The 13,753-nt window shown below is 34.9% G+C and carries 10 protein-coding genes; 2 read left to right on the top strand and 8 right to left on the bottom strand.

What is annotated here, in order from left to right:
• Window positions 1–53: 53 nt before the first annotated feature.
• The 6 genes from pyk to dnaE all read right to left on the bottom strand — a co-directional run bounded on the left by pyk (window position 54) and on the right by dnaE (window position 9,475).
• Window positions 54–1,814 carry a pyruvate kinase gene (gene pyk, locus QQZ16_RS07675; protein WP_031534903.1) on the bottom strand — a complete coding sequence of 587 codons (1,761 nt, stop codon included), beginning with the start codon at window positions 1,812–1,814 and terminating at the stop codon, window positions 54–56.
• Window positions 1,815–1,935: 121 nt separating this feature from the next.
• A complete protein-coding gene (pfkA, locus tag QQZ16_RS07670; RefSeq protein ID WP_284561245.1) occupies window positions 1,936–2,901 on the bottom strand; it encodes a 6-phosphofructokinase in 966 nt (321 codons plus the stop codon).
• A gap of 546 nt (window positions 2,902–3,447) precedes the next feature.
• Window positions 3,448–4,401, bottom strand: a complete 954-nt coding sequence (gene accA / locus QQZ16_RS07665) for an acetyl-CoA carboxylase carboxyl transferase subunit alpha (RefSeq protein WP_284561244.1) — start codon at window positions 4,399–4,401, stop codon at window positions 3,448–3,450.
• Window positions 4,395–5,264: an acetyl-CoA carboxylase, carboxyltransferase subunit beta gene (accD, locus tag QQZ16_RS07660; protein WP_284561243.1), complete on the bottom strand. Its 870-nt coding sequence runs from the start codon at window positions 5,262–5,264 to the stop codon at window positions 4,395–4,397. The genes accA and accD overlap by 7 nt, the downstream gene beginning before the upstream one ends.
• Window positions 5,265–5,333: 69 nt before the next feature.
• The gene (locus QQZ16_RS07655) at window positions 5,334–5,954 is read right to left on the bottom strand and encodes a FadR/GntR family transcriptional regulator (RefSeq protein WP_284561242.1); all 621 of its coding nucleotides are present in this window, start codon (window positions 5,952–5,954) and stop codon (window positions 5,334–5,336) included.
• Between the two features lie 158 nt (window positions 5,955–6,112).
• Window positions 6,113–9,475, bottom strand: coding sequence for a DNA polymerase III subunit alpha (dnaE, locus tag QQZ16_RS07650; protein WP_284561241.1), 3,363 nt, complete (start codon window positions 9,473–9,475; stop codon window positions 6,113–6,115).
• A 535-nt stretch (window positions 9,476–10,010) separates the two neighbouring features.
• Between dnaE and QQZ16_RS07645 the strand changes: the two genes are divergently transcribed.
• Window positions 10,011–10,343 (top strand): YtrH family sporulation protein, encoded by a 333-nt coding sequence (locus QQZ16_RS07645; RefSeq protein ID WP_284561240.1) that lies wholly within the window; start codon window positions 10,011–10,013, stop codon window positions 10,341–10,343.
• 1 nt (window position 10,344) lies between these two features.
• Window positions 10,345–10,854, top strand: coding sequence for a sporulation membrane protein YtrI (gene ytrI / locus QQZ16_RS07640; protein WP_284561239.1), 510 nt, complete (start codon window positions 10,345–10,347; stop codon window positions 10,852–10,854).
• A gap of 154 nt (window positions 10,855–11,008) precedes the next feature.
• Here the strand turns inward: ytrI and QQZ16_RS07635 are convergent, their stop codons facing one another.
• Window positions 11,009–11,941, bottom strand: a complete 933-nt coding sequence (locus tag QQZ16_RS07635; protein WP_284561238.1) for a DHH family phosphoesterase — start codon at window positions 11,939–11,941, stop codon at window positions 11,009–11,011.
• Window positions 11,942–11,956: 15 nt separating this feature from the next.
• Window positions 11,957–13,276 carry a CBS domain-containing protein gene (locus tag QQZ16_RS07630; RefSeq protein WP_031534921.1) on the bottom strand — a complete coding sequence of 440 codons (1,320 nt, stop codon included), beginning with the start codon at window positions 13,274–13,276 and terminating at the stop codon, window positions 11,957–11,959.
• Between the last annotated feature and the right edge of the window lie 477 nt (window positions 13,277–13,753).

Raw genomic sequence — 13,753 nt, 5'->3', positions numbered from 1 at the left:
AAAGAAGAATATCCCTTGCCTTATAGCAAGGATATTCTTCTTTTAATCATTTTTTATAGTACGCTAGCATGTCCGCTATAAACATAACCACTACGGGAATCAACAGTTATATCTTGTCCATCCTTTAAGATACTTGTTGCGTTTTCTACTCCAACGATAACAGGGATCCCAATGTTTAAGCCTACAACAGCTGCATGGCTTGTTAAGCCGCCTTCTTCCACAATTACTGCACTACATTTTTCTAATGCAGGCACCATATCGCGATCTGTTGCATTTGTCACAAGAATCGAACCAAAATTAACTTTATCTAGCGCTTCTTTAGCAGTAGTAGCGATTACAGCTTTACCAAATGCTGTCTTACGGCCAATTCCTTGTCCTTTAGCAAGAACATCTCCAATTACATGAATTTTCATGATGTTTGTTGTACCTGCTTCTCCAACAGGAAGACCTGCTGTAATAACTACTAAATCACCATGTGTAACAATAGAGCTGTTAACACCTTCTTGAACTGCTACATCTAGCATTTCATCTGTTGATTCTGATTTTTGGCTTAAGCGTGGATATACTCCCCAAACTAGCGCTAATTGTCTTTGAATACTTGCATCATATGTTACAGCGACAATTGGAGCTTCTGGACGGTATTTAGAAATCATTCTTGCAGTGTGACCGCTACCAGTTGGTGTAATTACTGCTTTTACTTCTAAATTTAATGCTGTATGGGCAACAGATTGTCCGATTGAATCCGTAATGGAATGCTCAGAATCTTTGCTGCGTTTCGATAATATTTCTTTATAATTTAATGCTTCTTCTGCTCTTGAAGCAATATTATTCATTGTTTGTACAGCTTCTACTGGGTAGGATCCTGCAGCTGTTTCACCTGATAGCATAATTGCATCTGTGCCATCAAAGATTGCATTTGCTACGTCACTTGCTTCTGCGCGAGTAGGACGTGGATTACGTTGCATAGAATCTAACATTTGTGTTGCAGTAATAACAGGTTTCCCTAAAGTATTACATTTTTTAATTAATAATTTTTGTACTAATGGTACTTCCTCAGCAGGGATTTCTACTCCTAAATCACCACGGGCAACCATTAATCCATCAGAAACCTCTAAAATTTCATCAATATTATCCACACCTTCTTGGTTTTCAATCTTAGGAATAATATGGATATGAGAAGCATTGTTATCTTCTAATAATTGTTTAATTTCTAAAACATCAGATGCACGGCGTACAAAGGATGCTGCGATAAAATCAATTCCTTGTTCAATACCAAAACGAATATCATTTGCATCTTTTTCAGTCATACCAGGAAGCTTTACAGCTACTCCAGGAACGTTTACACCTTTTTTGTTTTTTAATGTTCCTGAATTTAAGATTTTTGTATGTATTTCACCAGCTGTTTTGTCTATTTTCGTTACTTCTAGACCAATTAAGCCGTCATCCAATAGAATTTTGCTACCTGGGTCCACATCATCAATTAATCCTTCATAAGTAACAGAGAATTTTTCTGTAGTACCTTCCACTTCTGTCATTGAAACGATGATATCATTTCCAGCAACTAATTCAATTGCGCCGTCTTTCATGTTATTTGTTCTGATTTCTGGACCTTTCGTATCTAAAAGGATCGCAATATTGTTTCCAGTAATCTCTGCTGCTTCACGAATATTCTTTATTCTTGCACCATGTTCTTCAAAATCGCCATGGGAAAAGTTAAGGCGAGCAACATTCATTCCAGCTTCCATTAATTGCGTTAATTTTTCCACGCTTTCACTTGCAGGACCAATAGTACATACAATCTTTGTTTTACGCATTAATAATTACCTCCGATAAATAATAGTAAAAAAATAATAGCTAATTTCACAGCATTTTAGGAATTTATGAGTTATCTGTACAATGAAATAGACGAGATAATCATAAATTCCTATCAATTTATTAAATAGATAATTCTTTTGACAAGTGATATAAATTACTATCAATCGTATGTTTACGCGCTAAAGCTTCAATGATATCATAATCAACCAGTTGATTTTTTTCGATACCTACAGCTCGTCCACCTTTACCTTCTACAAGAAGCTCAACTGCATAAGCACCTAGACGGCTCGCTAATACACGGTCTTGAGCAGTAGGGGAACCACCACGCTGCATATGACCTAATACAGATACACGTGTATCGAAATCGGTATTTTCTTCAATTAATTTACCAATTTCGACACCACTTGCAACACCTTCAGCAACGACAATAATACTATGTTTTTTGCCGCGTTCTTGCCCCTTTTTCAATCTGCCAACAATCTCTTCTAAATTAAAGCCTTCTTCAGGGATAAGAATTGTTTCAGCACCACCAGCTAAACCAGCCCATAATGCGATATCGCCAGCATTTCTTCCCATAACTTCAATAATAAATGTTCTTTCATGAGAAGTTGCAGTATCACGGATTTTATCAATTGCATCAATAACTGTGTTTAGTGCCGTATCAAAGCCAATGGTAAATTCTGTTCCAGGTATATCGTTATCAATTGTACCAGGAACGCCTACACAAGGATAACCTTGTTCTGTAAGCGCCTTCGCACCCATATAAGATCCGTCTCCGCCAATAACAACAAGACCATCAATATTATGTTTTTTTAATTGCTCAATTCCTTTTTGTTGTCCTTCTTTTGTTTTGAATTCTTCACAACGTGCAGAGAAAAGGAATGTTCCACCACGATGAATTATATCGCCAACAGAACCAACTTCTAACTTTTTGAAGTTGCCGCTAATTAGTCCCGCATAACCACCAATAACTCCATATACTTCTACTCCATGAAAAATCGCTTTACGAACTACTGCTCTAACGGCAGCGTTCATTCCAGGTGCGTCACCGCCACTTGTTAATACACCAATTCTTTTAACTGTCATTTCCTCACCTCATAATTTCTTAACAAATAAATTATGTAGCATAACATACATATACTATTATATAACAAATTATCTGTCTGCAACATTTTTCACAAAATTTACATATATAATTTTATGTAATGCTAACTTTTGTAAAATTAATAGAAAATGTTTATTCTCTATTAATTCCCGATATTTGTATCCAATTCTCCATTAAACAATACTACCATATCATGAAGAATCGCGCATCTCAACTTAAACTATGAAAAAAATAAAAGACGGAATAATCAGCAAATTGAAATCGTTTTATAATAATACGTATTTTTGATCTTTCCCTATTTCTATCACTTTAAACCATAGGAACAAAATCATTTAAACAGTTTTATCATACACATTTCATTATTTTTTATGTATATGTTTTCGTCACTTTATTGTAAAGTTATGTCTAGCTTTCACTAGTTTTATCTTACATATAACAGAAAGCGTAAATTCTAAATAGTTTCATCAAAAAGACTGTAGACAGTTTTTCTTTATGTCTACAGTCTTAATTCTTGTTATTAGCGTTTTTTAACTATTTTTATATGCTCCGATATTTTTGAACTTATCATAACGATGATTCACAAGTTCTTCCTTTGTCATCCCTTTTAATTCTTTCAGAGATGCATATAAAACCTCATCGATTTGTACCGCTTGTTCTTTTATATCATGATGTGCTCCACCTTTTACTTCTCTTATAATCGAATCGATAATACCTAATCCTTTTAAGTCTGGAGCAGTAATTTTCATTTTTTCAGCAGCTTGTTTTGCCTGTCCAGCATCTTTCCATAAAATAGATGCTGCACCCTCAGGAGTAATAACCGAGTAAGTGGAATTCTCCAGCATATGGATATGGTTACCAACACCAAGAGCTAATGCTCCACCACTACCACCTTCCCCAATTACGATACAAACAATTGGGACTTGCATGGATGCCATTTCAAATAAATTTTTTGCAATAGCTTCACTTTGCCCTCTTTCTTCGGCTGCTTTACCTGGATATGCACCTTTTGTGTCAATAAAACAAATAATGGGACGATTAAACTTATCCGCTTGCTTCATCAAACGAAGCGCTTTTCGATATCCTTCTGGGTGGGGCATTCCAAAATTCCTACGAATATTTTCTTTTGTATCCTTCCCTCTTTGATGACCAACAATTGTTACAGGCAAACCTTTATATTTTGCAATTCCGCCAACAATTGCCTCATCATCTCCAAATCCTCTATCGCCATGCAACTCGATAAAATCTGTAAATAAATGAGAGATATAATCTAGAGTCGTTGGTCTATTTGGATGTCTAGCAATCTGAACCCTATCCCATGGCTTCATATTATCATAGATATCATTTTCAAGTTTTTTTAAGCGAAGCTCCAATTTTTCAATTTCTGTACTTAAATCAACATTTGCATTTTCCGAGAAATCTTTCAACTCTTTAATTTTATCTTTCAAATCATTTATCGGCTTATCAAAATCTAATCCTACCACTCTAAATCACCACCAGTTTGATGCATTTCCAGCACTAAGCTAAGCTTTTCTTTTAACTCTAATCTAGGTATGACTGCATCTAATTGACCATGCTTTAGTAAAAACTCTGCTGTTTGAAAATCCTCAGGAAGTTCTTCTCCAATTGTTTGCTCAATAATTCGACGTCCTGCAAAACCAATTAATGCTCCTGGTTCAGCAAAATTATAATCACCAAGCGAGGCGAAGCTTGCAGAAACTCCTCCTGTCGTTGGATGTGTCATAATCGTTATATATAAACCACCATTATCACTAAATCGTTTTAATGCGGTACTCGTTTTAGCCATTTGCATCAAACTTAATACGCCTTCTTGCATTCTTGCTCCACCTGAAGCAGTAAAAATGATAAACGGTACAGAAAGCTCGTCTGCCGTTTCAATAGCAAGTGTTATTTTTTCTCCAACTACCGATCCCATACTCCCCATTCGGAAAGAAGAATCCATTACTGCTATCACTACTTTATTTCCATTTATTTCGCCAGTGCCAGTAACAACTGCTTCATTCATATTCGTTTTCTTAATATCTCCAGCAATCTTATCCTCATAGCCAGGAAATTGTAACGGATTGCCTGTTTTCATGTCCTCATTTAGTTCGATAAAAGTTGCTTCATCAAGGATACTATTCATTCTTTCATATGCTTTCATTGGTAAATGATACCCACAATTCAAACAAACCTTTAAATTCTTCTGTAGCTCACGTGTATACATTATTTTCTTACAATTAGAACATTTTGTCATAATACCTTCAGGAAGTTCGTTTTTCGATAATTCTGAAGGCAATGTAGCATATTTAAGTTTTTTCGATTTCGAAAATATCCCCTTAATCAATATGGAAACCTCCCCATAAGTAACAATTTAGATTTGAATCGGATTCCTGTCATTCCCATGCACCATTATTCATTTAAAGTTATTGTAAATACTATACACACTCCATAATTTCATTTGATCCTTATCATGTAATGCATCTAAAAGAAGGAGGAAATCTTCCCTCCTCCATTCTTTTGTAGGAATCTTTAAGGAGTGATAATAGTCATTCAAAATTGTCCATAAACGATGGACCAAAAAATTATCAGCTATTTTTATTAACTGAAAGAAAAATTCACTTTCTGACCGTTCTTGCGCTTTCACCCATTGTTTTAAATATTCGATTTCATCTGCTGTTATTTTTTCCATCGCAATATATAGAGCGTTTAATTGAATATAATTCTTCGTCTCCAAAACATCTTGCTTGGCTTTATCATTCTGCAAGATGAATGTACTGATTAGTTCTACTAGTTTATGACCTTGGAAATCACGAAGAAAGGTTCCTTCCCCTTTTCTTGTTTCAATAAGTCCAAGTAGCTCTAATGCCCTCAAGGCTTCCCTAATAGACGATCTTCCAGCTCCTAGCGTTTCACTTAATACCCGTTCAGATGGAAGCTTGTCCCCAGGCTTAAGACCATTCTGATCAATCATTTCTCGTAAATTATTGACGATATCCACATATAATTTGGATTCCTTTGAAGATGATTCATTCACCTTATGTCATCACTCACTTCTTTCTTGCCATAATAGGGCAAATATAATTAGAAAATAAATAAAGTATAAGTACAATAATCCAATCCAAAAAATTTTGCTAAGTGGTCTGACCAGTTAGCTTATTAAACAATATACTATCTTTGAAAAGTTGTAAAGTTTTATTCAGCTAATATAACTTGATTAGTACCAAGCAGAGCAGTTAATTCTTCGATACATTCCTTACTTGGAGAAATTTTATATTCTTCACTCAAAATTATATTTTTTCCTGTTTCTTCATAGTGAATAATAACAGGAGTAATTCCTGGATATTTCCTAATAATCGTAAGAAGCTTTGCTTTTTGGTCAATCATTTTTTTCTCACTCATCACTTTAATAAATAGCTTATGATTTTTTTTAGGAAGTGATTGGACTATCGTTCCCATCGATTCAACCATTTGAATAACGAGTTGTTTCGTTCCATTTCTGTCTTCACATTTCCCTTCCATATAGACCGTTTCACCTATTTTTAGCAGTTCATGATATTTTTTAAAGACAAGTGGAAATATAACGCCTTGAATGTCACCGCTTTGATCGCTTAACTGTATAAAAGCCATTGGTTCGCCTTTTTTTGTACGTATTGCATTTAATTCTGTTATATATACAATACATCTTTGTTTCTTCCCTGTTTCTATTTCATTAATGGGAGTAGTTTGTAAAGAAGTGTGATACTGTTTATAAATAGATACCGGGTGGTCTGACAAGTAAAAACCCAATGCATCTTTTTCTAAAACTAATTTATCCTCGACTTTAAGTGGCTCCACTTCTACATATTTCGGCTTAAAAAAGAAATCGTCGTCACTAAACAAATCATTTTGGTCTGCATCCTCTGGATGAACTAACTGTGCATGCTGAATTGCCACATCAATGGTAGCAAGCAGCGTAGCCCGGTCTACGCCAAATTCATCAAAGCTTCCTGAGTAGATTAGCATTTCCATCACTTTTCTATTTATCGTCTTTGGAGAGACACGAATACAAAAATCAAATAAATCCTCAAATTTTTTCTGATTTCTTGCCTTTAGTATTTCTTTCATTACGTTTGTGCCAATCCCTTTTATCGCAACTAAACTATAACGAATTTTGTTCTTTTCAACTCGGAAAAAGTAATTACTTTTATTAATGGATGGCGGAGCCACTTCGATATTCATTTGTTTTAATTCTTGAATATATTGAAGTATTTTCCCTGTATTTCCAATAGACGATGTCAGTAACGAAGCCATAAAATATAGTGGATAATTCGCCTTTAAATAAGCAAGCTGATAAGCAATCATACTATATGCCACTGCATGGCTCCTATTAAAACCATAATTAGCAAATCGTACTATTAACTCATATATTTCATTCGCCGTTTTCTCGTGATATCCTTTCCTTGCCGCACCTTTTACAAAATGAATCTTTTCTTGTTCTAGAATATCTTTTTGTTTCTTGCTCACAGCTCGCCTTAACAAATCTGCCTCTCCTAGCGAAAAACCAGCCATTTTAGAAGCAATTTGCATTATTTGCTCTTGATAAACAATTACTCCATATGTGCTGCTTAATATTTCCTCTAAATCAGGATGATAATAGTTAATCGACTCTTTGCCATGTTTTCTATTGATGTAATGAGGAATATTTTCCATTGGACCTGGACGATAAAGCGCATTAACGGCTACAATGTCTTCAAAATCAGTTGGCTGTAGCCTTTTTAACACATTGCGCATTCCTTCTGACTCCAATTGAAATATCCCAGTTGTCTCCCCTTTACTTAGAAGCTTGAACACAGCTGGATCGTCAATCGGTATTTTTCTTATATCAATCATTTTCTTAGTTGTTTTGTAAATCATTTCAAGAATAGATTCCATGAAAGAAAGATTTCTCAATCCGAGAAAGTCCATTTTTAATAAACCAAGTTCTTCTAAATATTCCATGCTGTACTGTGTTAAGTAAATATCTTCATGCCCACTCTGAATCGGAATAATTTCCACAAGCGGTTGTTGACTAAGGACTACGCCAGCAGCATGCGTAGAAGTGTGCCTTGGAAGCCCTTCAATTTTACAAGCGGTATCAAACAGTTTTTTATTACGAGGAGATGCTGCAACAAATTGCTGCAATCGAGTTGATTCTTGATAGCTCTGTTTAAGATTGATTCCTAGCTTAGATGGAATCATCCTTGAAAGTTCATCCAACTCTTTTACAGATAGACCAAACGCTCTGCCAACATCTCGCAAAGCAGCTTTAGCTGCCAATGTCCCAAAGGTAATAATCTGTGCAACATGAAGTTCTCCATACTTATTTTTCACGTATGAAATAACTTTTTCACGCTTATTATCCGGAAAATCAATATCGATATCAGGCATGGAAATTCTCTCCGGATTTAGAAATCTTTCAAAAAGCAATTGATACTTAATAGGATCTACATCTGTAATATGTAAAACATAGGCAACGATTGACCCAGCGGCCGATCCCCTCCCTGGACCTGTTAGAACACCATTTTCTCGTGCGTACTTCATAAAATCCCAAACAATTAAAAAATAATCGCTATAATTCATTTTTCCAATTATGCCAAGTTCATATTCTAACCGCGCTTTATGTTCTAGAGTAGGCTCTGGATATCTTTCATTTAATCCAGCAAGACATAATTCTTTCAAATAGCTTAGTGCGTTTTTCCCTGTAGGTACAGTATATTTAGGCAAGGTAGCAAGTATACCTTCCATCTCTATCTGGCAAGATTCACCTACATTCCAAGTATTCTCAAGAATCTCTGGAACATCATGAAAAAGTTCTATCATTTCTTCTTTATTTTTTAAATAATGCTGATTGGAATTCCATTCATTTTGCTCTAAATCTGATAGCTTTTCTGAATTTTTAATTGCCTTTAAGCATTCATAAGCGAAATGATCCTCTTCCTTTAGGTATAGTACATTATTTGTTGCTACAAGCTTCACTTCTTCTTCGATAGCTAATTTCCTTAATTGTTCATTGAACTTTTCCTCAATGGTTAAACCATGTCTTTGGATGGATAAGAAGCATTGGCCAGGTTCAAAAATAGACTTCCATAACAATAATGTATTTCGTGCCGATTCCATATCATCCTTCAGAATACTTTGTTCCATTTCTCCCTCGAATCCTGGGGAAATGGCTATCAAGCCCTTTGCATAATGCTTTAGCCACTTCACCGGAATTCCTTGTGGATTCTTTGTTTGAATGGCACTGGTAATTTTTAATAAATTTTTAAACCCAAGACTATTTCTAGCTAATAAGATTAATGGATATGCATTTTCCTTTTCCCTTTCACTTATTACATCTACTGTTAGTCCAATAATCGGTTTTATTCCTTGCTTCCATGCTTCTTTATAGAAAGAAGCTGCACCATACATAACATTTCGATCGGTTAAAGCAATGGAATGATACCCTTGCAATTTAGCATTGCTGACCAACTCTTTTATCGAAAGAGTACTAGATAAAAGACTATATGCGCTAGAAACCTGAAGATGTACAAAAGACATAAATTCACCACTTTTCTTGTAAATTTTTCAATTTCCTATTAACAGAAAATATATTATTATGCTCATTCCTTTAAAAAGAACGAATTTCAACCGAAAATCTTCGGTTACCGTCCTTTTAGGATAATTTTTAAAAATATCATTTTCCCCTTAAAAATGTTTGGGGAAATAAACCTTTTTCCTTTCATTATAGTTGTTCACAGCAAAAAAAGAAAATATGTTCTCTTTATGGAGCTTTCCGAGTATTTAGAAATATTCCCATTGCATTTATAGGAAATGGGATACGATTTATAATCAAAAAACGATGCAAACATCCCCCCTTTAAAACATATAAAAGGAAGTTGTTAAAAACACTCATAAAACTGATAGTTTGTCCATAGTAATAAGAATAGAAGAATACTAGATAACGGTTTTACCATTTTTCAAAAGTGTTGCTAATAAGCGTGATGAATACGACAAACAATCTTTAGTCCTTGCTAATAACTTTGCGGTCTTTTTAGCAATGGACAAAACTAAAAAAGATAGAGAGGGTAAACATATGAACCAACAGCCATTCTTCCCTACCTTCATTGAAAGTTACTTTATTGCATTAGGCGTTATATTAGGTGGAGCACTTTTAGGCGGTCTCGCCGCATTTCTAACAGGAAAACCACTCATCACAGAAATCATCCGTGTATCTGGAATCATAAAAATCTGGGCAATCGTCACCGCAATTGGTGGTACATTTGATGCGATTGATACAATTGAAAAAGGAATTTATGATGCCGGAACAAAGGATTTATTTAAGCAAATCTTATTAATTGTCTCTGCTTTTGGTGGCGCGCATACTGGAATAACGATTATAAAATGGATAACGCAGGAGTATATTTAAAATGAGAATTCCACCATATTATAAAAATCAGGCAGTGCAGCGTTTTTTTGCCGGGATGGTAATCGGCGGGATAATCAGTTGGTGCATTTTTGTCTTTATTTTTGGCGTATGGCAGGAAAGATATAGTTCAGAAATTAAAACACAAAAAGCTACCATTGAAGATTTAGAAAGAGAGAAGAAAATTTGGCAAGAGGAGTTTGCTGCACAAAACAAAACAACCGAGGAAAAGCTGACAGTTGAAAGCATTGTTGTAAAAATAAACAATACAGATAAAGAAAAATATGACATTAAGCCATTCAATGCCCTTGAGATGGAAGATGCGATGAAAGAAGATTTATCGACCATTATTGCCAAAGACCTTGATATGGTATATAAAAGTCGGGCATTACTGAAAAAATCAATCGAAAACAAAGTAGTAGAATCTGATAAGAAGCGCTATAAATTTAAAGTAACAGAGTTGATTATCTATACAACAGTTCATGTTGAATTAAGTGTTACCTTTGCCGATTAAAAAGCAGCACGAGAAGGAGCAACCTTTCCTTACCAAAGAATTGTTCCGTTCATGAAGTAAATGAAGATAGTTCACTAAAAAACGACACTTACTTAGCTTTTGAAATAAGGTGCTGCTCCATAAAAATGAGACAGCACCTCTTTACTAGTAAAATTTATTTACAAACTTCCTCTAAATCTCTTATTACTGTACCTACTTCATCCCAATGATATATTGTTGCACCTGAAGCTAAAGGATGCCCTCCACCATTATACTTTTTTGCAATACCATTAATAACTGGTCCTTTCGAACGCAGCCTTACTCGTATTTGATCAGACTCCTCTATGAAAAAGGCCCATGCTTTTAAACCTTTTACACTTCCAAGACTGCTAACAAGTAAAGAAGCCTGTGCTGGAGTAGCATGAAATTGATCTAGTATCTCCTTGTTAATCATCATGCTTGCAACACCATTTTCATGAACATTAAAATTCTGGAGCACAAATCCACTCAGCTTTACAATAGAAGGGTCAAGTTCGTACATTTGGTCATATATATCTGTACGCGAAAACGAATACTTGATTAATTCTCCAGCATAATGAAATGTTTTTTCTGATGTGCTAGGATATAGAAATCTCCCTGTATCTCCAACAATTCCAGCATAAAGAAGCCTAGCAGCTTCATCACTCATCTTTAATCCTTGATCTTTTCCAAACAAATAAAGCTCATAAATCAACTCGCTAGTTGAACTAGCTGTAGTCTCTACCCAAGCAATATCCCCATATGCATCATCATTTGGATGATGATCTATCTTAATTAGCATTTTACCTGTTTGATATCGCTGGTCACAAACTCTTTCTTGATTAGCTGTATCACATACAATGACTAAAGCATCTTTAAATGTACTATCATCAATCTCATCTAATCTTCTAAGAAAGTTTAATGAGATTTCTTCTTTCCCTACGGTGTACACGTTTTTTTCCGGAAAAGAGGCTTTAATGATTTCAGCTAATCCCCCTTGAGATCCATATGCATCAGGATCTGGACGTACATGTCTATGAATAATGATTGTATCAAACACTTTAATTGCATCTAGTATTTGCTGTTTCATTTATTTCTCCCTTCCTTAATGACGGTCAATTAATTGACACATCATCATCGCTTTTCCTACAAGGATCCCATGGTTAAATACTTCCACATCTACCTTCCCAAATTTTCGTCCAACTTCTAGAATTTTTGGGGAAATTTCAATAACACTATCCATTTGAACAGGCTTGATAAAATAGATTGTCATATTTTCTACAACTAAATCCCCTTTTTTAAAACCTCTTAGTATTCTATTCGCTGCTTCTGATACAATTGTTGTAAAAACCCCGTATGAGATAGTGCCTAAATGATTTGTCATTTGCGGTGTCACTTCACAGGAAAAGGTAGTTTCCCCCTTATTTTTCCCTTTTGCCAACAATACATGCTTTGTTACAATATCATCAATTGTTTCCCCGATTTGAGGCTGCCTTTGGTTCATTTGCAATGCCTTTAATACATCTTGTCGACTTATGATTCCTTCTAGCTTATTTGCTTCATCTACAACAGGTAGTACTTCGATACCTTCCCATACCATCATATGAGAACAAGAAGCAACACTTGTTTTCCCACTAACAGTCATTGGATGCTTTGTCATGACTTTATCAATAGTCATATCCATCGATTTTCCGATAATATCCTTAGAAGTAATCATTCCTTGCACTTTAAAGCTTTGATCAACTACTGGAAAGCGTCCATGCAAAGTGTCTTTATTATATTGATGCCACAATGCAACATTATCTGTTGTCTTTAAATAGATTGTATCTTTAAGTGGCGTTAAAATGTCTTCCACTAAAACAATCTCTTTTTTTATTAGCTGATCATAGATTGCTCGATTTATCATTGCTGCAACAGTAAATGTATCATAGCTTGTTGAAATAATGGGCAGCTGCAATTCATCTGCTAATCTTTTCACATGATCCTCTGTATCAAATCCGCCCGTTATTAAAACCGCTGCTCCTGCTTTTAAAACATGCTCCTGTGCACGGACTCGATTCCCAATAATCAAAAGATTACCAGCACCCGTGTAACGCATCATTGCATCTAATTTCATCGCTCCGATAACAAAACGGTTCAATGTTTTATGTAAACCAGCTCTTCCGCCAAGAACTTGTCCATCGACAATATTTACTACTTCAGCGTATGTTAATTTCTCAATATTCTCTTTCTTTTTCCGTTCAATTCTAATCGTACCGACTCTTTCAATTGTACTTACATATCCTTTATTTTCTGCCTCTTTAATTGCTCGATAAGCAGTACCTTCGCTTACATTCAATGCTTTTGCGATTTGACGGACAGAGATTTTCTCTCCTACTTGTAATTCATCAATATAGTTTAATATTTGCTCATGTTTTGTAGCCAAATTACCACCCTCTTTTTAAGAACAGCGCATTGCATCCAATCTAACCTTTAAAAAGTCCTGTTCTTTTGATAAGGAAAGGAAACTTCTTGAAGTTTAGGCTAGACGAGAACGACTTGCACTAGACATTTTAATACCTTTTTTTCTATTTATCTGAAATTATTATCATTCAACTATTGAAAAGCTTACATATCTTTATTATAGAGTGAACTACTAGGGTATTCAATGACTTCTCGACTAATCGGTATAAAACATTCCAACATATATGGAAGTTAAAGGGGGGATGGTGTGGATTGAAAGATTTTACTTTAATCAACAATTATTATAAAAAGCAAAAGCTAGTAGAAGGTTCACTGGACTAACCTAAAATAGTGAGACAATATAAAACACCTCCAAAATGGCAATACTTGAGATAAGTATTGTGACATTATTCGGAGGTGTTTTTGCGTGGGCAAAAAAACTGTATATACAAAAGAGATT

The organism is Bacillus sp. T2.9-1 (assembly GCF_950097965.1).
GTDB lineage: Bacteria > Bacillota > Bacilli > Bacillales > Cytobacillaceae > Niallia > Niallia hominis.
This window is presented reverse-complemented; position numbering and strand designations above follow the sequence as displayed.

Bases quoted from the DNA above. Each gene is read 5' to 3' on its own strand.
- pyk (WP_031534903.1), bottom strand. From the start codon at position 1,814: ATGCGTAAAACAAAGATTGTATGTACTATTGGTCCTGCAAGTGAAAGC.
- pfkA (WP_284561245.1), bottom strand. From the start codon at position 2,901: ATGACAGTTAAAAGAATTGGTGTATTAACAAGTGGCGGTGACGCACCT.
- dnaE (WP_284561241.1), bottom strand. From the start codon at position 9,475: ATGTCTTTTGTACATCTTCAGGTTTCTAGCGCATATAGTCTTTTATCT.
- QQZ16_RS07645 (WP_284561240.1), top strand. From the start codon at position 10,011: ATGAACCAACAGCCATTCTTCCCTACCTTCATTGAAAGTTACTTTATT.
- ytrI (WP_284561239.1), top strand. From the start codon at position 10,345: ATGAGAATTCCACCATATTATAAAAATCAGGCAGTGCAGCGTTTTTTT.
- QQZ16_RS07635 (WP_284561238.1), bottom strand. From the start codon at position 11,941: ATGAAACAGCAAATACTAGATGCAATTAAAGTGTTTGATACAATCATT.